The organism is Aerococcus urinae (assembly GCF_001543175.1).
GTDB classification, from domain to species: Bacteria; Bacillota; Bacilli; order Lactobacillales; family Aerococcaceae; genus Aerococcus; species Aerococcus urinae.
This window is the reverse complement of record NZ_CP014161.1, coordinates 270,184-290,068: the sequence shown is the minus strand read 5'-3', so window position 1 is coordinate 290,068 and position 19,885 is coordinate 270,184. Positions and strand designations below refer to the sequence as shown.

The 19,885-nt window shown below is 42.6% G+C and carries 16 protein-coding genes; 2 read left to right on the top strand and 14 right to left on the bottom strand.

What is annotated here, in order from left to right; translation table 11 throughout:
• Positions 1–234: 234 nt before the first annotated feature.
• The 8 genes from AWM73_RS01275 to AWM73_RS01240 form a co-directional block, all read right to left on the bottom strand.
• Positions 235–1,875, bottom strand: a complete 1,641-nt coding sequence (locus AWM73_RS01275) for a peptide ABC transporter substrate-binding protein (protein ID WP_060777719.1) — start codon at positions 1,873–1,875, stop codon at positions 235–237.
• 15 nt (positions 1,876–1,890) lie between these two features.
• The gene (locus AWM73_RS01270) at positions 1,891–2,409 is read right to left on the bottom strand and encodes an ECF transporter S component (RefSeq protein ID WP_060777718.1); all 519 of its coding nucleotides are present in this window, start codon (positions 2,407–2,409) and stop codon (positions 1,891–1,893) included.
• 74 nt (positions 2,410–2,483) lie between these two features.
• Positions 2,484–3,434 carry an adenosylcobinamide-phosphate synthase CbiB gene (gene cbiB / locus AWM73_RS01265; RefSeq protein WP_060777717.1) on the bottom strand — a complete coding sequence of 317 codons (951 nt, stop codon included), beginning with the start codon at positions 3,432–3,434 and terminating at the stop codon, positions 2,484–2,486.
• Positions 3,435–3,460: 26 nt separating this feature from the next.
• Positions 3,461–4,555 (bottom strand): pyridoxal phosphate-dependent aminotransferase, encoded by a 1,095-nt coding sequence (locus AWM73_RS01260; RefSeq protein ID WP_060777716.1) that lies wholly within the window; start codon positions 4,553–4,555, stop codon positions 3,461–3,463.
• Positions 4,531–5,181 carry a histidine phosphatase family protein gene (locus tag AWM73_RS01255; RefSeq protein WP_060777715.1) on the bottom strand — a complete coding sequence of 217 codons (651 nt, stop codon included), beginning with the start codon at positions 5,179–5,181 and terminating at the stop codon, positions 4,531–4,533. Before AWM73_RS01255 ends, AWM73_RS01260 begins: the two co-directional genes overlap by 25 nt.
• Positions 5,181–5,942, bottom strand: coding sequence for an adenosylcobinamide-GDP ribazoletransferase (gene cobS, locus AWM73_RS01250; RefSeq protein WP_060777714.1), 762 nt, complete (start codon positions 5,940–5,942; stop codon positions 5,181–5,183). Before cobS ends, AWM73_RS01255 begins: the two co-directional genes overlap by 1 nt.
• Positions 5,939–6,535, bottom strand: a complete 597-nt coding sequence (cobU, locus tag AWM73_RS01245; RefSeq protein ID WP_060777713.1) for a bifunctional adenosylcobinamide kinase/adenosylcobinamide-phosphate guanylyltransferase — start codon at positions 6,533–6,535, stop codon at positions 5,939–5,941. The genes cobS and cobU overlap by 4 nt, the downstream gene beginning before the upstream one ends.
• Position 6,536: 1 nt before the next feature.
• On the bottom strand, positions 6,537–7,313 hold the full coding sequence (locus AWM73_RS01240) for a hypothetical protein (protein WP_060777712.1): 777 nt from the start codon (positions 7,311–7,313) through the stop codon (positions 6,537–6,539).
• A 386-nt stretch (positions 7,314–7,699) separates the two neighbouring features.
• Here AWM73_RS01240 and metE point away from each other — a divergent pair, with 386 nt between their 5' ends.
• Positions 7,700–9,979, top strand: a complete 2,280-nt coding sequence (gene metE / locus AWM73_RS01235) for a 5-methyltetrahydropteroyltriglutamate--homocysteine S-methyltransferase (RefSeq protein WP_060777711.1) — start codon at positions 7,700–7,702, stop codon at positions 9,977–9,979.
• On the top strand, positions 9,957–10,811 hold the full coding sequence (locus AWM73_RS01230; RefSeq protein WP_060777710.1) for a methylenetetrahydrofolate reductase: 855 nt from the start codon (positions 9,957–9,959) through the stop codon (positions 10,809–10,811). The genes metE and AWM73_RS01230 overlap by 23 nt, the downstream gene beginning before the upstream one ends.
• 58 nt (positions 10,812–10,869) lie before the next feature.
• Here the strand turns inward: AWM73_RS01230 and arcC are convergent, their stop codons facing one another.
• From arcC to argF, 6 genes are all read right to left on the bottom strand, one after another.
• Positions 10,870–11,796 (bottom strand): carbamate kinase, encoded by a 927-nt coding sequence (arcC, locus tag AWM73_RS01225; RefSeq protein WP_060777709.1) that lies wholly within the window; start codon positions 11,794–11,796, stop codon positions 10,870–10,872.
• Between the two features lie 120 nt (positions 11,797–11,916).
• The gene (locus tag AWM73_RS01220; protein WP_060777708.1) at positions 11,917–13,008 is read right to left on the bottom strand and encodes an ornithine cyclodeaminase family domain; all 1,092 of its coding nucleotides are present in this window, start codon (positions 13,006–13,008) and stop codon (positions 11,917–11,919) included.
• Positions 12,998–14,179 (bottom strand): ornithine cyclodeaminase family domain, encoded by a 1,182-nt coding sequence (locus tag AWM73_RS01215; RefSeq protein WP_060777707.1) that lies wholly within the window; start codon positions 14,177–14,179, stop codon positions 12,998–13,000. Before AWM73_RS01215 ends, AWM73_RS01220 begins: the two co-directional genes overlap by 11 nt.
• A 46-nt stretch (positions 14,180–14,225) precedes the next feature.
• Positions 14,226–16,775 carry an ATP-dependent Clp protease ATP-binding subunit gene (locus tag AWM73_RS01210; protein WP_060777706.1) on the bottom strand — a complete coding sequence of 850 codons (2,550 nt, stop codon included), beginning with the start codon at positions 16,773–16,775 and terminating at the stop codon, positions 14,226–14,228.
• A 216-nt stretch (positions 16,776–16,991) separates the two neighbouring features.
• Positions 16,992–18,362, bottom strand: coding sequence for an alanine/glycine:cation symporter family protein (locus AWM73_RS01205; protein ID WP_060777705.1), 1,371 nt, complete (start codon positions 18,360–18,362; stop codon positions 16,992–16,994).
• A 381-nt stretch (positions 18,363–18,743) separates the two neighbouring features.
• Positions 18,744–19,736, bottom strand: a complete 993-nt coding sequence (argF, locus tag AWM73_RS01200; RefSeq protein ID WP_013669249.1) for an ornithine carbamoyltransferase — start codon at positions 19,734–19,736, stop codon at positions 18,744–18,746.
• Positions 19,737–19,885 lie beyond the last annotated feature (149 nt).

Sequence of the window (19,885 nt, the reverse complement as noted above, 5' to 3'; positions counted from 1 at the left end):
AAAAAACGATTATTCAACAAATCAGGGTTTGCTCAATAATCGTTTTTTAATCATTTATCGCACGCAAAAATGACAGCCCTTTTTCGCCTTATTTATCAAACCCTGAGACATAAATAAAACTTCCTTTTATTACTGGCATTCTGACTGATACCTTAAAGTAAACACAGTAGCATAGGGACTGCGTCGGACTCGCACCGACTTCCCCAGTAATAAAAGGGAGGACTTCGATAGTATTTAATTACTTTGAATGGAAGCTAATCGAAAATCAACTTCGGGTCCAATGGGGCGGTAGATAATTCCTTGAACCCGATCGCTCCTGAGATGCCATTCATTTTGTTGGTAGAGCGGCACCACAACGGCTTGATTTTTGATTAATTCTTCAATTTTTTGGGCCACTTGGTAAGGCCAGTCTCGATCTTGATTATAAGGGAAAGCAAGGTCAGTGATCAACCGATCCAACTCAGGATTTTGATATCGCCCGCGATTGAAGGAATTGTCACTTTTCAAATTTTGATAATAAGCCAGGGGATCATCATAGTCTGCCCCCCAAGCAGTCAAGGCAAAATCAAAGTCTTGACGGTTCATACGGTCAATCCGATTTTTCTTGGGCACATTTTGCAACTCGATGCTTAAGCCGTCAAGGGCTTGCTCGAGAGTTTCCTTTAAGTATTCAGATAATTTGCGGCTATTCTCATCATCATTAGCCAAGAGGGTAAGTGTCAAGTTCTGCTTCTGATTCGCCGTCTTATAGCGGTCAAAAGACTCTTGGGCTTGGTCCAAGTCGTACCAAGCATCCATAGCCGGACTGTCGGTGATATCTTCCCCCGTCGCCGGGTCAACCACTAAGTGGCTAGGAACAAAGGTGTTTAAGGCCTGAGCCCCTCCACCAATGAGGTCTTCAACCGAACGACTGTCAATAGCATAGGCAATGGCACGTCGCAGGTCAACTTGAGCTAAATCGGGATTCTGGTGGTTAAACTCCAAATAGTCGGTCCAGGCCTTGACTTGTAAAGTCCCCTCCCCTTTGGCTTGGTAATTTTTGGCAATTTGACCATGGAGGGGCATTTGGTCGAGTTGTCCCGATTCAAATAAATTGACTCCAGTGTTTTCTTCCTTAATCACCTGAACTTTGACTCCATCTATAGCGATTGAGTGGCGGTTATACTGGTCACTCTTGCGCAAGTCCCACTGGTCTTGGCCTGCCTGCCAGTTCTCAATCACAAAGGGGCCATTCCCTAAGACATGGTCACTATCCTGACCGTACTGGTCTCCCTGAGCCTTAACATAGGCCTCATTGACAGGATAAAAAGGCGTAAAGGCTAACAGCTTGGTGAAATTGGGATTGGGATAGTCGAGTTGGATTTCTAATTGATAGTCATTCAAGGCCTTGACTCCGAGTTGGTCCAGGGGGGCTTGCCCGGCCATAATGGCCTTTGCCCCTTGGATTCCCCCTGCTAAATTGGCATAGGGAGCTGCTATCTTGGGATTGACTAAACGTCTAAAGCTATAGACAAGGTCATGGGCCGTGACTGGCTGCCCATTTTCCCACTTAGCATCCTGGCGCAGGCTAATCCGGTAGGTCAGGCCATCTGGGGAAATTTCAGGAAAATCCTGGGCCAGGTTAGGCTGTAATTCATTATTTTCATCCTGCCAATAAAGCCCGTCAAAGACCTGGCTAGCGTAGGTCAGGCTGGTAATGTCATTGGCCTTTTGATTATCCAGGGTTGTTAAGGGATACTTGGCTGGAAAATGGATCTGATTGGCTGAGCGGGTACTTGCTTGATTCTGATCGCTACTTTTCGCTTGATCAACTTGACAAGCGACCAAGAAAAGACATAGCAAGCTAGTCAATAGCGCTTTCAGTAAGCTTCGCATGCATTTGATACTCCTCTATTTTGTCTTTCTCTTCATAAATGGGTTAAAGAACTTAGCAGGGAGGCTTATATAAACCACTTCAGCCAATACTAAGTTAACCACACTAGCAATTAATAAGGTCAGTAATAACCCACCCGTTACCATAGCTAAAATTGCTTGCCTACCGAGTAGTGGAATGAGGGCTAATTGGGCCAGTAAAACATTAAACACTAAGGCAACAGCATCACTGAACAGAATTTTTCCTATGGACTTCCCAGCCTTTCCCCGTAGATAGCCATAGACTGAACAGGTAAGACCCATCATTACTCCAATAATAATATGGGCAGGTAGGGTCAGCGGGAAACCTGATAAGAGAGCGGTCAAGCCATGAGAAAGAAGCCCCAGCAAGAACCCATAGCCTGGTCCTAGAATAATCGCCCCTAAAAAGGCAGGAAAAGAGTCTAAGGCAATACTGCCTAGAAAGTGAACATTGGCTCCAATAGTTGCAATAGCTAAAAGTAAGGCAGTTAAAATATTGGCATGTAAATTTTTCATAAGTAATCCTCATTTCATTTTTGTTTTTTTCGCTGGACGAATCCAGCTTATCCTAAAGCATGGCTTAGCGGCTATCAGCTACTAATGAGCATCATTAACATCGACAAAGCCATGGCTAGACTGGCACTGGTATATAATAAGGCGATGCTGGCTTTCACTTGCTGGGGACCGATCAACTTTTGTGGGTCTCCAATGGTCGGTTTTTCAATGGGCTGGCCATGGTAGACATGGGTTCCACCTAGCTGAATACCCAAGGCCCCAGCAGCTGCTGCTTCTGGATAACCCGCATTGGGGCTGCGGTGGGCGCGGCCATCCCGAAAACTGATCTTCCAAGCACCAGCCATATCTAAGCCCAAAAGGCCACTAGCTAAAACAATCAAAAGGCAAGTAAGCCGGGCTGGAATATAATTTGCTAAATCATCCAACTTAGCCGCAAAGTAACCAAAATACTGATAACGGTCATCTAAGTAGGCAATCATCGAATCTAAAGTATTGATTCCCTTATAGAGGAGCCCACCCACCGGGCCAAATAAGATCACGTAAAATAAGGGGGCTGCAAAGCCATCACTTAAGTTCTCAGCAACAGTCTCAATGACGGCTTGGTAAACTTCTTCCTCACTGAGCTGACTAGTTTCTCTCCCGACAATCCGACTCAGTTGTTGACGTCCCGCCTGTAGGCCACCTTTCTTCATCGCCTCTAAGACTCCATTAGCCTCATCAGCTAATCCCTTGACAGCAAAACAGGTATAGGTGAGATAGATCCATACAAGCGCATAGAGAATGGGCGACAAGCGCTTAGCTCCATAGAGTATGAGGGAGCTAACCAACAAAATGATAATTAAGAGCAAGAAGACTAAGACCCCACCTAAAAAAGTTTGGGTCATCGGCTTTTTCTTGTCGAACTGGCTAACTCTCTCATAACCACGAATAAAGCGGCCATAGAATTTAACCGGGTGAGGCCAGTTTGGGGGATCAGCCAGCCATAGGTCTAACAGGAAGGCCAGCAAACGATAAATAGCAAGCATCCTTTACCTCTCTTTCTTTAATTCACTCATAAAATATCAGCCAAGGCTTGAAGTAAAGCCTGGTTTTCTTCCTTAGTCCGAACAGCCAATCGGTAGTAACCAGGTCCCAGGCCCTTGAAATCAGCGGTCTGTCGCAAAACAATGCCCTTTTCCAGTAAGTTTTGGGCCAGGTCTTTAGGCCCTTGGATTAAAAAGAAGTTAGCTGCACTAGGAAAGACTTTCAAAGCTGGAAAGCTTTCCAGGCCTGCCTGCAATTCTTTTTTAGCAGCAGCTAAATAATTCAAAGATGCCTGGCGATAAGGGGTTAAGTCAGGCATTTTCTGGCCACAGACTTCCGCCAAGCCATTAACTGACCAAGTCAGTTGAGCCGCTTTTAAGTCATCCAAGAGGGTCTGCTTACTGGTCATGGCTACTCCTAAGCGCAAGGCAGGCATGGCATAGAACTTAGTTAGGGAGCGAATGATCACCAGCTTTTCTTCCCTTTCTACTTGTCCTAACAGCGAATAGTTGTCTTGGTCAGGCAGGAAATCAATAAAAGATTCATCCACCACTAAATAACCACCCCTGTCGCTGATACCCTTTAATAAATCCCTCAATAAGTTGAACTCATATAAGGACCCAGTGGGATTATTAGGCTGGCAGAGCCAGACTGAAAAAGCCCTATTCCCAGCTTCTTGGTCCGCCTCCTGCTTGCGGTGGCTATCTAACCAGGGCCAAAAATCTTCTAAGTCAAGGGTAAAATCATTTTCTGCCTGGGTCAGATAGGACCAATGTGGGCGCTGGTACTTCTTAGCACTAGCTGCGTACTCATTAAAACAAGGTTCAATGGTCACCATGGGATAAGGCAAGGCAAAGGCCAAAAGATCAATCAATTCTGCCGCCCCATTGCCCACCAGTAAGTGGTCATCGGACACTTGATAGAAGTCCGCCAGTGCTTGGCGTAAATCCCGATAGTTGTAATCCGGATAGCGATCTAACTGATCCAAATGGGAAACGATGGCCTCCTTAAAGGCTTGGGGTAAGCCGAGGGGGTTAATATTGGCGGAAAAGTCCAAGGCCTGGGTCATATCCCTTTCCATTACCTGGCTAAGCTCCTTTAAATTTCCACCATGTTTTGGCATCCTTCATCCCCCTCTTCAATAGCCTCGATTAGCCGGTCCAAAAATAAAGTTAGGTCAATCGCATAGCGATAAATCTTTCCCTGGGTAAAGTGACAATCAAAATATTTCACTTCCAAATTTAAGAGCCGGCTGACCAATAAGCGCAGCCACCCATGGTGCCCCAGTAAAAAATAGCTTCCCTCATCACTAGCAGAGCTAAAGACTCTAAATAAGGCCCTTAAGACCCGGTCTCTAAAGGCAAAATAGCTTTCTGCCTCAGCTGGAGTAGTAAGAAAGGGTTGGTCAATATATTCCCACCAGGTCTTAGGATCCAGGGCTTCAATTTCTTGGGCCGTTTTGCCTTCCCAGACACCCAAATCACGTTCATTCAGATCAGCTTCCTGGGTCCAGGGAAAGGCCTGGAAATTATTTTCAGCTTTTAAGCTGTCTGCAATAATCTGGGCAGTTTCTTGGGTCCGCTGCATCCTAGAGGTTACTAAACGGTCAATTCTTTTTCCGCTTAGTGCCTGTCCCAAAGCCTGGGCTTGTTGTTGTCCCAGTGGGGTCAAATGCGGGTCCAGTCTGCCATAAAATTGACCGTCAACATTGCGAACACTTTGGCCGTGCCGCGCTAAATAAAGCTCCATCAAAGCCCTCCTAAAGCCAGTAAACCTAAAAGAAATGTGATCTCACTCAAAGGCCCCATACACCCCACCGTGTCCCCGCTCATGCCGCCTAAGAGATGATAAATATGGCGGCGGTAGAAGAGGACAACTACCGTGGTTAGCCCATAGGCCAAGAGCGCCTTGACACCAATAATGAAAAACAAGATCACCAGCGTTAACAATTGGCCCAGTAAGATTCCCCATTTGGGGGTCCCTACCATCATTTTTCCCATACCATTGGGGTTGTAGCCTGAATAAACCAGCTGCCAGTGGCCTAGGGCAAGCATGGCGCGGGAAATCACTCCCAGACTAATAATCAATCCTATCTGAGATACTAATCCATGAAGGCCATTTAGGACCTCACTCCCAAGCACGTAGTATAACAAATAATAAAAGATCAAGGCAATGCCACCAAAGGCCCCTAAGCGTGAATCCTTCATAATCCGTAACATATCCTCTTTTTTTCGCGCTGAGAAGATCCCATCACAAGTATCAGCCAAGGCGTCCATATGAAAGCCACCGGTGATTATCGTCTCAAAAATAAGGACTAGTAACCAAACGACATGGATCGGTAACACATAAGCCAGGAGAGCATAAATGAAAGCCAAGAGACTAAAGAGCAAGGCCCCAAAAAGCGGTAGTAAATAGATCCCCTGACGGTAGCGCTCTAGCGGATGGTCGACGGCAATAGGAATAGGAATCCGGGTAAAAAATTGAAAATAAATGATTAAAACTTTAATCATGGCTTCACCTGTTTTTTTAGTCCCATAATGGCTAAGTAGACCTCATCACTAGCAGCAGCCAGTTGCTGGTTGACTTGGCCGTAAAAATCAACAAATAAGCGGCCCAGCTGGCTAGCCGGGGTCACGCCCCAACCGGTTTCATTAGTTACCAACCATAAGCTGGCAGAAGTCTCTTGAGCCGCTAGAAGCAGGTCAGCAACTTCTTTTTGGAAATAGTCAGAAATAGCGCTAATCTCTTCAGCATTAAGGCTTGCGATCTTCTGGTCAAAGTCTTCTGGGCTGGTCCCCTGCTTTTCTAAATAAGCGAAGAAAAGATTAGTTAGCCAGAGAGTCACACAATCGACTAGGTAACCATCATAAGACTGACTAGCTATCCAAGCCGGTAAATCTTGAAAGCGTTCAACCGTTTCAAAACGAGCTGACCGCTTGGCCTGGTGAGCCAAGATACGTCGTTGCATCTCCTTATCCGTATGCTGGTTGGCCTGGGTGGCGATATAGCAAAGACGCTTAGCGGAAGAAGCCAGGGCCATTTCTTCAGCCAATTGGGTCTTACCACTCTTGGCCGCCCCAGATATTAGAATAATTTTCCCCATCTTAAACCATCTCTCCCAGGTCATAAACTTCCTCAAAATGATCCACTAAGAAGCTTCCTAATTGGTCGGTCCCTACAACGACCAGGGCGGTCGCTGGCCCGGCTGAATCTTGGTGGATAGCTAAGTCTTCCCCTTGGGGATTAGCCTTAAAGCTTAATTGGTTACAGTCAGCCACCTGTCCCGCTTCATTCAGGGCTCCCTTAGACCCGATTGGACAAATTTCATGAACCAAGTCCGGGCGACTCAGTAACAGGTCAATGTCCTGATAAGAAACGAGTTTATCCATCTCATCGAGGACGGCTTGGCCACAGCGGGGACGTTTTAATTGAAAGACCCGGTCACCGCTAACAACCCGTTTAATCCATAAGCCTTCATTGTTTGCTGCTTTTCCCATCAGGACCACGCCCAAAGCGGACATGGAAGTTACCATATTCTCTTCAGTGGACCCATTGACTTGGATATGGGGAAAACCGGCCCGCTTGAGTTCCGCTTGAAAACCTTCTTGATAGGCCAATCCCGTGGGATTCATTTCATTATTAACCAAATAAAATGCCAAGACCGGTTCCGCATTCACTGCCCTAAGCTCAATCAAGGGCACCCGTAAGGCAGTTTGAGCGGTTAAGGGATTAGGAGAGGCTAATTGGTCATTAGGCTTCTCACCGATACTAGCTGAACTATCACAGGCAAAGACCAAGTAATCTTCTTCTGCTCTTTGCTTAGTGAGTCCAAGAGGAAACATTTCTTCGATAGCAAGCAAGGTTAAATCACGATATTTCAATAGACTACTCCTTAATTAAAAAGTGCAAAGTAAAAGACTTTTGTAAAGAATTCCCCCTACAAAAGTTCTCAGCAAATACAAGATATAGTTCACTGATTAGAATTATAGCACAAAATATGGCCATGATTTCATTTTTTAAAGCTTTAATGGAAACAATTTCTTTGCTTCCACAGTACCGAACTTTTAATCAACGAATCGCTCTTCAAAAATAATTTTTCTATGAAACTTCTTTATAAATAAAAAAATAATATCAAACTTTTAGAATTTCGATCACCTTTTATGTGAAATGCATATTAACACCCCAGGCTGGGATTTAGCTATACTCCTATACAAGTGAAAAAAGGAGATTTTGTAAATTAATTTTTAATTTTTAGGAGTGATAGATAATGAAAACATCCCTGATAGGCTACCCTCGTGTAGGACGACTTAGAGAACTAAAATTTGCCACTGAAAAATATTTCCGCCAAGAAATTACCGTCGACGAGCTCGAAGCAACCGCCCAAGCTATCCGTAAAGATCAATGGCTTAAGCAAGCTCAAGCAGGCATCGACTTTATTCCCGTTAATGATTTTTCCTACTATGATAACCTCTTGGATGCTGCTTTCCAATTGAATATTATCCCTAAACGTTACCAAGAACTCGAGCTCTCTGATCTCGATACTTATTTTGCCTTGGCTAAGGGTTATCAAGGACCAGCTGGCGACGTGAAAGCCCTAGCTATGAAAAAATGGTTCAATACCAACTACCACTACATTGTGCCTGAGTTCGATAAGGACACTGAAATTCGCTTCCACACTGAACGCCTCAAGGCAATTATTGAAGAAGCCAAAGCCTTGAAAATTAGCGGCAAAGTGGTCTTCCCTGGGCCCTTCACCCTTTTAAAACTATCCCGTTACCGCGGTCAAAGCCAAGCCCAAGATTTTCTCACTGGCCTTATTACTGCCTACCAAGATCTCGTAAAACTGCTTAATACAGAAGCGATCCAATGGTTGCAACTGGATGAGCCTTATCTAGTCCATGACTTAACTCATGAAGACATCAAACTATTCAAGGACCTCTACCAGGGCTTACTTAGCCAAAAAGACCAGCTCAAGGTCCTCGTCAATACCTATTTTGGCGACGTAAGAGATGTTTATCAAGAACTCACCAACTTAGCGATTGATGGTATCGGTTTAGACTTTATTGAAGGGAAGAAGAGCCAAGAATTGGTCGAACACTACGGCTTCCCCAAAGATAAAACCCTCTTTTTAGGTCTAGTCAATGGGAAAAATATTTGGCGCAATAACTACCAAAGTTCCCTTGCCCTGATTAAAGACCTCAAGAGTCAAGGAATCGATCTTGTTCTTTCCACTTCTTGTTCCCTACTCCATGTTCCCTATAGCTTGGAAAACGAAAGCGCCCTAGCAGAGAAATATCAAAAACATTTTGCCTTTGCTGAAGAAAAACTTGGCGAATTAAATGACCTCAGTCAGTTAATTGACACAGATTTTCATAATGACCCTCGTTTCCAAGCCAACCAAGCCCTCTTTACCGATCGGCCTGACAGTTATGATCCTAAGGTGCAAGAACGTCTAGCAGCTATCCCCCAAACAGCCTACCAACGCTCAATACCTTTCGACGAGAGAGAAAAAGCTCAAAAAGCATTCTTTAACTTACCTCTCTTTCCAACAACAACTATCGGTTCTTTCCCTCAAACCAAGGAAGTTAAGCTGAAGCGCAAGGCCTTTAAAAACGGCGAAATAAGCCAAGCAGACTATCAAAACTTCCTCAAAGAGAAAATTAAAGATACCGTCCACCTGCAAGAAGAGCTGGGGCTAGATGTTCTAGTTCACGGGGAATTTGAAAGAAATGACATGGTCGAATACTTTGGTGAACAGTTAAATGGGGTCTTATTCACTGAAAAAGCCTGGGTTCAGTCCTATGGTACCCGCTGTGTCAAACCACCAATTATCTGGGGCGATGTATCACGTGCTCAATCAATGACTGTTTCCTGGTCAGTTTATGCCCAATCCCTCACCAGGAAACCAATGAAAGGGATGTTAACTGGTCCCGTAACTATCCTTAACTGGTCCTTCCCTCGAGAAGATATCTCTGTTAAGGAATCAACCTTGCAACTAGCCCTAGCCATCCGTGATGAAGTGCTTGACTTAGAAGCTAATGGCATCCGCATCATCCAAGTTGATGAAGCTGCCCTGCGGGAAAAACTGCCACTCCGGCAAAGTGACTGGTACACAGAATATCTCGACTGGGCCATTCCAGCCTTCCGCCTCGTTCACAGTGGCTGTCACAAGGAAACTCAGATCCATACCCACATGTGCTATAGCGAATTCACCGATATCATCCCAGCCATCGATGCCATGGATGCTGATGTGATTACCTTTGAAGCCTCACGTTCTAACTTAGAAATTTTGGATTCCTTAAAAGAAAATCACTTCACTACCGAAGTAGGTCCTGGAGTCTACGATATTCATTCCCCACGGATTCCTAGTGTCGGTGAAATCAAGGAAGCCTTGGATAAAATGCTTGAAAAAGTTAAGCCTGAAAAACTTTGGGTCAATCCCGATTGCGGTTTAAAAACCCGGGGCGAAAAAGAAACCCAAGCAAGCCTCAAGCACTTAGTCCAAGCAACAAAGGAGTTGCGTCATGAAAACCAAGGAATTGTTTAAGGGCAAGACCCTCTTCACTTATGAGGTCTTCCCCCCCAATGCCAAATCGTCTTCATCTAGCATCTATAAAACCTTAGATGGTTTAAAAGAACTCGATCCCGATGCCATCAGTGTGACCTGCGGAGCCTTGGGTAGTGATAACCGCCTAAAAAGTATTGAGATCGCCTCTTTAATCAAAAATTATGGGATTGAAAGTATCATCCACCTGCCCTGCTTGTATGAAAGCCGGGGCAGTATTGATGACAAGTTAGCTGAATTACAAGCGACAAATATCGAAAATATCCTAGTCTTGCGGGGCGATCCTAAGCCTGGTCAAAGCCCCAAAGAAGATTTTCCCTACGCGGCTGACCTCATTCGCTACATCAAGTCAAAATACGATTTCAATATTCTTGCGGCCTGCTATCCAGAAGGCCATGTGGATTCACCTGACCCTATTACCGATATCCGCTATCTCAAAGAAAAAGTTGATGCCGGTAGTGACCAATTAATCAGCCAACTCTTCTTAGATAACGATTATTTTTACCGTTTCCTGGAACGGGCTGACCTAGCCGGCATCAATGTTCCCATTGAAGCCGGGATTATGCCAGTCACCAATAAAAAGCAAATTGAAAACATGGCTCGGATTTGTGGCGTACAAATTCCTGATAAATTCCGTCGCGCTATGGAGAAATATCAAGACAACCCCCTAGCTCTACGCGATGCTGGTCTGGCCTATGCCATTGATCAAATTGTTGACCTGATTAGCCATGGCGTAGATGGGATCCACCTTTACACCATGAATAATCCCTACGTCGCTCGTTACATCTACCAAGCCGTTAAAAATTTATTATAGAAAACAAAAAGCCCTCCTGGCTCAACAAAAGAGCTAGGAGGGCTTAGTTATTGTTTTTTTATTTAATTAAGGTACCATTTTGGCCTTTAATACCTTCTTCAGCTTTTTCTAAGGAGGTGATAATGGCTTGATTACCTGGTTTTGATTCCACAAAGCCTAGAGCAGCCTCAATTTTTGGCTTCATTGAGCCTTCAGCAAACTCACCGGCTTCAGTATATTCTTTGGCTTGGTCGACACTCAATTCATCCAGCCATTCTTCATTTTCTTTACCAAAGTTGATTGCCACTTTTTCTACCGCGGTTAAAATAATCAACAAATCGGCTTCAACGAGTTCAGCTAATTTAGCACTTGAAAAATCTTTATCAATGACAGCTGGGACCCCGTCATAACCGTCTTCTGCTTCAACTACTGGTATGCCACCACCACCGGCAGCAACAATAATATTACCTTGGTCAAAAGCATCTTGGATAAAGGCCTTTTCAACAATATCGATAGGCTTAGGTGAAGCTACCACCCGACGGTAACCCCGACCTGCATCTTCTTTCACTGCAAATCCTTTGTCACTTAGGGCTTGAGCTTCCTCTTCACTATAGAAAGCGCCAATTGGTTTAGTTGGATTATCAAAGGCTGGGTCATCCTTATCTACCACAACTTGAGTAATCACTGATGCAACAGCTTTGTCAACACCACGTTTATTTAACTCATTTTCAATGGCATTTTGCAAATGAAAGCCAATATAACCTTGACTCATAGCCCCACATTCAGGGAATGGCATTTCAGGTGTGCCGGCATCAGTTTTTGCAGAAACGTCCATAGCAAGGTTAATCATTCCGACTTGCGGTCCATTTCCATGAGAAACGATAATTTCATTGCCCGCTTCAATTAAATCCACAATGGATTGGGCAGTCGTTTTTACTGCTTCTTTTTGTTCATTTGGAGTACTTCCTAGGGCGTTACCACCCAAAGCTAATACTATCTTACTCATATTTTTCCTCCATTCTTATTGAGACTCTTCCCTTTCAGTCCCATTTTCAAAAAATTTCAGATATGTTAATGCTTAAGTTACAAAGCTCTAATCTTCCAACTCAGTAGCTAGCTTTACGGCTTAAAGGGCGCTACCAATATTCCGTAAGAAGTCTTGAACATTGGTGACGATAGAAACTGCAGTTAGGGAGCCACGGTCAGCCAATTTATCTACCGCAAATTCTTGGACGTCAACGGTATATAAGAATACCGGTCTGACTGTATCACCAAAACGGTTGTAGGAAGGCGTCATATTCCCAGTTGCAATAGTGAAGAGAATGGCTGACATAGCAATCATGGTTGACGTTTTACGCATGTGGGAACGCATTTCATTTTGGGCATCATAGACATTATCGATACTTTCAGGTAAACCGAAGCGGTCACGGATGGTTCCAGCTAAAACAACTGGTACATCTTGTTCAATAGCTGCTTTCATGAAGCCATCTTTGACTTCACCAGATTCAACTAATTTCTTAGTTGAGCCATAGCGGCGAGCGCGGTTGATGGTGGCATACATATTGTGGTAGGTATTTTGTTCTTGGGTAAAGGTTTCTTGCCCCCAAGTGGTATCATACAAACCTTGTTCTAAGTCAAAAGCAGCTGTTTCTGTCCCACAGAAAATCGCATTGACATAGCCTTCGTTGATAATCTTAGCTAAAGCTTCACGTGAATCACGGTCCAAGACTGTAGCAGTCCCTAAAATTAAGGTCACATAACCATGTTCAGCTTCCCGCTCGTGTTCTAAGAGTTCATAGAGATTGTCATAGTCCATGGAAAAAGCAGTTTCCCGAGAGCGACCTGCACGGAAGGCAAAGGTATCCGCGTCTGCAGCCGCCTCTTGGAAACCTTCAGTCCAAACATAGATTCCTTCTGACGCATCTTCTGTCCGTCCAACAACGACCTTATCGCCTTTCTTCAGGTTTCTGAACTCGATCACATCGATATATTCCTTACCAGGTTCGTCATGGGCCACTGCGACGGTGTCCATCCGGGATTGTTCAGCCAATACCCATTTGTCATTGATTTTAAAATATTCAGGATAAATAGATAAGGCATGGTAGTTTCTAGGACTAAGACCATCTTCCACTACTTCAACTAACTTAGCATTGGGTGCGTTTTTTAAAAATTCTTGGTCAAAATCTGGATGATGAAATTCAGCAATCTTAAATGTCATTTCCCAACTCTCCCTTCGCTGCGTCAACATTGTTTTCTACTTCAACGGTTTCGTACTCCTCGTCTTCAACAGCCTTAGCCATTTCTCCTTGGGCTGGTGTTACTAAAGCTTTCTCACAAGCCACACAGAAGTCTTGCACGTTAGTCACCATCGGGTGATAAGCCATGTATTCTCTGGCAGCCCCAACCTTGTTCACCACGTTTTCTGTAACATCAATGGTATAGAAATAAACGGGACGAACCTTACCATCATCGCCTACTTTATAGCTTGAGGCTAAAGAGGCTACTGAATTCGAGTGCAACATGGTCGCAATACAAATAATCAGAGTTGCTTCATTTAAAATTTTCTTGGTTTCAGTTAAAGCCTGGCTGGTTGAGCCCATCACTTCTGGTAGCGGACCATCATCACGAATGGAACCAGACAGCACAATTGGAATATCCATCTCAGTTAAGGCTTTAATAATACCGTCCTTAACGTTACCAGCATCATTAAAGTTTTTAATTGACCCTGCTGTCCGGACCTCATTTAAGAGGTCCAAGTGGTTGTAGTGGCCCATCGGTGCATTCTCTTGAGTATAAATATTTTGCCCGAGAGCAGTATTTAAGAAGCCACCTTCCAGGTCATGGGTAGTCATGGCGTTTCCACCTAAGAGACTATGGATATAACCATTTTCAGCGAGATGTACTAAGGCGTTTCGAGTGTCATGGTCGAAGACAACTGCTGGCCCTAATACCCAGGAAATATGGCCACCATTATTCTTCTCATGCTCCATAATGTCAAAGAGCTTGTCGTAGTCTTGTGAGAATGAGGTTTCTACTGAAACACTACGTTGGGAATAAATATCTTCTGGAAAACCTTCTTTATAAACTAAGATGCCTTGGGTGCCATCTGTGGTCGATCCAGAAATAATTTTGTCACCGGCTTTGACATCACGCATCTCGCGAATAACAATATCATCATCTTCAACCACTGCCACACAGTTTAATGAGTTATATTTAGGTAAAATCCATTCTTCCCCTAACTTATATAAGGTAGGTAAATGGGTGGTTAAATAAAACTTATCAGGTAAAACGCCATCACTTTCAGCTTCCTCGTAAGTCACGCTTGGCATTTCTTGATATTTTGCTTCTTGGAAATCAGGAAATTTAAATTCTGGTATCTTATAAGCCATTATCTCTTCCTCCTTGTTAATTTTAACGATGTCGTTTTTAATTATCTTACTTGCCATTCTCCTGCTGGTAGTCAATTTGAACTAGCCGATCACCACCCTTTGCTTGACTAAGTTCTATCTTGGTAAATGCTGGTAGTTGATCATTAAGACGTAGTTGAGCAATTGGCGTAGTGATTTCACTCTCCATCAATTGGGAGAGATCATTGGCACTATGACGATCTAAGTCATTCACCAAATAATTCGCCAAGCTCCTGACTAATTCATCTTGATAGCTGAGTTTAATCTGGTTATCTTTTAGTCGTTCGGCTAAGCGATCCATTTCTAATTGAATAAGAGCTGCCATCTCACTTTTATCAAATAGCTGTAAGTAGTAAACAGCATCAAAATCACTTAGCGATTGCCCATTGACTTGCTTGGACACTTGTTTTTGATAATCTGCTTCCTCATCTAAAGTCAGGGTAGCAATAATCACTGTGTTAGAGAAATCAACATCCCGACTTTTATTGTCGCGAATTTGACCACTGGCAACTATTTGCTTGATCAAAGCAAAGATATCCGGATGGGCATAGTCAATATTTTCTAGCAAAACAACTGAGTAGGGGCGGGTTCGAATTTGTTCGGTTAAGTGGTTATTCGATTCATAACCTATATAACCTGGTGGTGATCCAATCAATTTGGTATTGGAAGAAGCATCTCTAAATTCACTCATGTCTAAAGCGATAAGATGCTCTTCACCCCCAAATAGAGCCTGGGCAATTAACCTTGCCATATAGGTTTTTCCAGTTCCCGACTCACCTGCTAGTATCAAAGAAAGTAGGGGCTTGGTTTGATTAAATAAGCCGGACCGACTCTGGGTAACCAGGCTAATGATTTTGTCGATTAAATCATCTGCACCAACAAAATTTTCCCGCAGGTCACTTTCGATTTTAGCAATTTGAGCAGCAGGATCTGATTCCATTTCTGCCTTAGGCATATGAGCTAGTTGGGCAACCACTTCGCGAATTTCATTGATTCCCACATCTGCCGATACATTATAGTAGGGAGTACTTTGTTCAAGTTCTTCTAAATCGGCCTTGGTGCTTTCCTCTTCAGCTAAATAAGCACTCATTTTATCTAAATCGCGCTCGTATTGAGCTTCCATTTTTTGTTGACTCAGGGTTTCTAGTTCACCCTTCAAACGCGTGATTTCTTGGATGCGGTCTTTTTCTTTATGGTAATTCGCTAATTCTTGGTCAAGTAGCTTTTCTTGCTCAGCTACCTGTTTCATTAATTCTTTGAAGCGATATTGACTCACTTGGTCACTTTCATTTTTCAAGCGGGCCGCTTCAGTTTCCATTTTATTGAGTTCAGCCTCAAGGTCTTGAATCTTTTCAGGCAGTTCATCCGTATACATTCTCACCATGGCTGAAGCTTCATCCAGTATATCGACAGCAACATCCGGTAGTTTGCGATTGGGCAAGTAACGTTTCGACAAACGGACAGCTTCCACTAAGGCAGGGTCTTTAATATTAACCTGGTGGAAAGATTCGTACTTGGACTGGATTCCTCGCAGAATGGACAAGGTGGCAGCTTCTGAAGGCTCTTCAATGAGCACCTTTTGAAAACGTCGGTCTAGCGCCAGGTCTTTTTCGATATAGAGTTTATATTCATCGGTCGTTGTCGCACCAATAGTCAAAATCTCTCCCCGCGCTAGCATAGGTTTAAGGATGTTTGAGGTATCCATGGATCCTGAACTATTTCCAGCTCCGACGATATTATGAAGCTCATCAATAAAGAGAATGATGCGTCCCTTAGAATCTTTGATGATAGCAAGGACTTCTTCCAAGCGTTCTTCAAAGTCACCCCGATATTTAGCTCCTGAAATTAGGGAGGTAATATTTAAGGCAAAAATAATTCGATTCTTTAACTTATCCGGTACTCGGCCTTGAACAATCCGTTGAGCTAAGCCCTCAACAATAGCAGTCTTTCCTACGCCAGCCTCCCCAATCAAAACAGGGTTGTTCTTAATCCGCCGGGACAGGATTCGGATCACACTCCGCATTTCCTGGTCACGACCAATAATTGGATCAAGGCGGCCTTCAATAGCTTCTTGGGTAAGATTACGTCCGTACTTGAGTAATTGTTTCAAGTCTGCCTTAGAAATACCTTCTTGAAACTTATCAGTCTCTCTTTTAGCCATGGCTTGTTCATAGAAGTCAGCAGTGATCTCAAAGAGGGCCAATAATTTAGCACTAGCAAAATCTTCGTCTTTCATTAGTGCTAAGAAAAGATGGTCTAAGGAGACCCGGCTTTCAAACTGAGCACGTGACACTTGTTCGCTAATCAAAAGCAAACGCTGATAATTCCGGCTGATGTAGAGATTTTTAACCCCTTTAGGACTCCGTAATTTATCCACTGCGGTATCCACTTGTTCTTTGAGTGGCCCCAACATGATTCCCTGGTCGGTCAATAATTTAATCACCGAGTTTTCATCTTGGTCTAAAATCGCCTTGAGCAAATGGAGTTCAGTGACTTCGCTGTGCTTTTTATTTATGGCTAAGTTTTGTGCTTCTTTAAGCACCTGCATGGCTTCCTGAGAATACTTTTCTGTGTTCATTTCCTCCCTCCTTTCTACATTTCTTACTAAGCTAAATTACTCGTTTATTTATAATTTACTATAAAAATATATTTTTATTAAGCGATTTCATTTAGCTTTCTCCTAGTTCGTTTTTATTAAGGCTATTTATATACAAAAGGCAATATTTCTTATTCTTTTTTACTTTATCCAAACTAAGAGAAAGTATAGTTTCTTAACTAAATTTATCGATACACATTACTTATCTTTTTTGGCACCAGGGAAATATTTAGGGTTTGTAAAGAAGTCATCTGTCAATTCTCTGACTTCACCACTGAGCATAATCATCCCTATCATATTAACAAAGACTACTAATCCTAGGGTGAAGTCTAAGAATACTCCAGCGCCTTCAAACGTCACAAAGCCCCCAAGAAGAACCATAAAGCAAGCCAAGAAACGCATTAACTTACCAAAGTGAAGTCCGAATAGGTATTCACCTAATCTTTCTGCATAGAAGACAATAACGATAACCGTTGAAATAACAAACATAAATAAGGAAATAGCTATGATAACTGTACCTATACTACCGAAAGCATTGTTAAAGGCTCTTTCAACAGCAATATCTTTTAGGGCTGGATTCTTATAATTTCCAGAAAGCATAACTACTAAAACAGAAATGGTACATACCATTAAGGTAGTAGAAACAACTTCAAAGATCCCCCATAGCCCCTGGCGTACAGGGTGGTCAGTAACAGCAGTAGCATGCGCATAAGCAGCTGAACCCATACCAGCTTCATTGGAATAGGAACCGCGTGCAGCACCCGCTTTAAACATTTCTAAGAATGCTCCCCAAGCACCACCAGTAATCGCAGCTTGTGGGTTAAAGGCACTTGAAAAGATAGCAGAAATAGCATCAGGTAAATTCTGAATATTCATAAAAATAACAACCAGACCACAAATCACGTATAATCCAGCCATAAATGGAACTAATTTCTCAGTAATTTGTCCAATCCGTTGAATACCACCATATACAACAAGAACAACTAAGACAGTTATCGCAGCAGCAGATATAGGACGAGAAAGCCCTAATTGTTCTAGAGGTGCTGTAGCAGAAATCGTTTGAACTGTGATTGACGGTAAGATTTCTAACATGAAGAAGAATGCAACCAGGAAGCCCATGATTTTACCAAGGTTCCCCTTAATACCATTTTTAAAGGTATAGGCTGCACCCCCGACATAATCTCCTTCTTCATTAACTTCCCGATATTTAATCCCCAAAACAATTTCAGAAAACTTAGTAGCTTGACCAATAATACCTGCTACCCACATCCAAACAATTGCACCAGGTCCAGCAGTAAATATAATCGCCGGCGCAACCACAATGTTAGCAGCTCCGATTGAAGAAGCTAAAGCTGCCGATGCTGCTTGGAAGGGACTTACTGAACCTTCACCACCTACATCCGAGTCAAACATTTTGCCAAATGTTTGCTTCATTGCATAACCAAAGTGTCGAATTTGAATAAAGCGAGTTTGGTAACCAAGTATTAATCCCCCAGTAATAAGTACAATTAATATAGGCCAGTTCCAAACCCAATTGGTAAATTGAGTAATTATTTCAATAAAATTCATTTTAACCACCTCTAAATATTGGTTTTATTTTAAGGAATTGTTAATCAATAATAGCTAGAGATAGCAATTAATAAAATAAGCCGGATAGTAGAAAAGCTTTTTAGTTAAATGTCTGTCGCTAAAAGCTTTTCCCTCCGGCCTATTAATTGAATAGATAACACTAGTTTCAAACCTTACCTTGACTTCATTTCCTATTTTTAATCTTTTCAACTAGGCTAGCGATGAGTTGTGGGGAACATCACTAGCCTCTTTCAAATGATTATTTAAGTGAGCAAGAAGCCGACTAATATTATCTTAGCCGTAGACAATCTGATCCTTTGAAATATATAAGATACTATTTCCATTCAACTAAGTGTTATCCGTAACAATTACCTTATTAAGTTATGATAATGTTGCATAAACAATAGCTTTAATTGTATGCATTCTATTTTCAGCTTGTTCAAAGACATAGGATTGTTCAGATTCAAAGACTTCGTCGCTAACTTCCATTTCAGTTAAGCCAAATTTCTTAGCAATTTCTTGGCCGACTGTGGTCTTTTCATCGTGGAAGGCTGGTAAGCAGTGTAAGAAAATAGCAGTTGGTTTTGCATTTTCCATGGCTTTTTTATTTACTTGATAGTCTTTTAGTAAAGAAATTCTCTCTTCCCAAACTTCGTCTGGTTCACCCATTGAAACCCATACGTCAGTGTAAAGAACATCAGCATCTTTAGTGCCTTCTTCAACATTGTCAGTCACAGTAACAGTTGAGAAGTTTTCTTTAGCAATTTCTTCACACATTTCTACTAACTTAGGATCTGGAGCAAGTTCTTTAGGAGAGCAAGCAACGAAGTTTACTCCCAATTTAGCACAGACAACCATTAAGGAATTTGCCATATTGTTACGAGCATCGCCCATATATACAAATTTTAGACCTTTTAAGTGGCCGTAATGTTCTTCAACAGTTAACATGTCAGCTAACATTTGGGTTGGATGCCATTCATCAGTTAATCCGTTCCATACCGGAACACCTGCATATTCAGCTAATTCTTCAACAACGTCTTGGCTAAAGCCACGGTATTCAATCCCATCATACATACGGCCAAGCACACGGGCGGTATCAGCGATGGATTCCTTATGTCCCATTTGAGAACTATTAGCATCTAAGAAAGTCACGCCCATACCAAGGTCATAACCAGCAACTTCAAAAGCACAACGAGTCCGTGTCGATGTTTTTTCAAACAAGAGAACAATATTTTTACCTGTTAGGTATTTGTGAGGAACGCCAGCTCGCTTCATGTCTTTAAAGTTCTTTGAAAGATCTAATAAGTGACGAATATCACGACTGGTGAAATCAATTAATTTTAGATAACTTTTACCACGAAAGTTTTTTGCCATGAGATATTTCCTCCTAAAAATTAATGTCATTATTGCTATTACAAAAGTTCGAACTTTTTTAATTACAACTATGTTGTAATCGCTTACAGCTCTATTATAGCAGCTCACTTTTTTAATCTAGGACATCTTAGGTAAGAAATGTTGTTTGT

What these genes read in the sequence shown, in the direction of transcription:
- AWM73_RS01215 (WP_060777707.1), bottom strand. Translation starts at nt 14,179, where the DNA reads ATGGCTTATAAGATACCAGAATTTAAATTTCCTGATTTCCAAGAAGCA.
- cobS (WP_060777714.1), bottom strand. Translation starts at nt 5,942, where the DNA reads ATGATTAAAGTTTTAATCATTTATTTTCAATTTTTTACCCGGATTCCT.
- AWM73_RS01260 (WP_060777716.1), bottom strand. Translation starts at nt 4,555, where the DNA reads ATGCCAAAACATGGTGGAAATTTAAAGGAGCTTAGCCAGGTAATGGAA.
- AWM73_RS01230 (WP_060777710.1), top strand. Translation starts at nt 9,957, where the DNA reads ATGAAAACCAAGGAATTGTTTAAGGGCAAGACCCTCTTCACTTATGAG.
- AWM73_RS01205 (WP_060777705.1), bottom strand. Translation starts at nt 18,362, where the DNA reads ATGAATTTTATTGAAATAATTACTCAATTTACCAATTGGGTTTGGAAC.
- AWM73_RS01255 (WP_060777715.1), bottom strand. Translation starts at nt 5,181, where the DNA reads ATGGAGCTTTATTTAGCGCGGCACGGCCAAAGTGTTCGCAATGTTGAC.
- AWM73_RS01275 (WP_060777719.1), bottom strand. Translation starts at nt 1,875, where the DNA reads ATGCGAAGCTTACTGAAAGCGCTATTGACTAGCTTGCTATGTCTTTTC.
- argF (WP_013669249.1), bottom strand. Translation starts at nt 19,736, where the DNA reads ATGGCAAAAAACTTTCGTGGTAAAAGTTATCTAAAATTAATTGATTTC.
- arcC (WP_060777709.1), bottom strand. Translation starts at nt 11,796, where the DNA reads ATGAGTAAGATAGTATTAGCTTTGGGTGGTAACGCCCTAGGAAGTACT.
- cbiB (WP_060777717.1), bottom strand. Translation starts at nt 3,434, where the DNA reads ATGCTTGCTATTTATCGTTTGCTGGCCTTCCTGTTAGACCTATGGCTG.
- AWM73_RS01220 (WP_060777708.1), bottom strand. Translation starts at nt 13,008, where the DNA reads ATGACATTTAAGATTGCTGAATTTCATCATCCAGATTTTGACCAAGAA.
- metE (WP_060777711.1), top strand. Translation starts at nt 7,700, where the DNA reads ATGAAAACATCCCTGATAGGCTACCCTCGTGTAGGACGACTTAGAGAA.
- cobU (WP_060777713.1), bottom strand. Translation starts at nt 6,535, where the DNA reads ATGGGGAAAATTATTCTAATATCTGGGGCGGCCAAGAGTGGTAAGACC.
- AWM73_RS01270 (WP_060777718.1), bottom strand. Translation starts at nt 2,409, where the DNA reads ATGAAAAATTTACATGCCAATATTTTAACTGCCTTACTTTTAGCTATT.
- AWM73_RS01210 (WP_060777706.1), bottom strand. Translation starts at nt 16,775, where the DNA reads ATGAACACAGAAAAGTATTCTCAGGAAGCCATGCAGGTGCTTAAAGAA.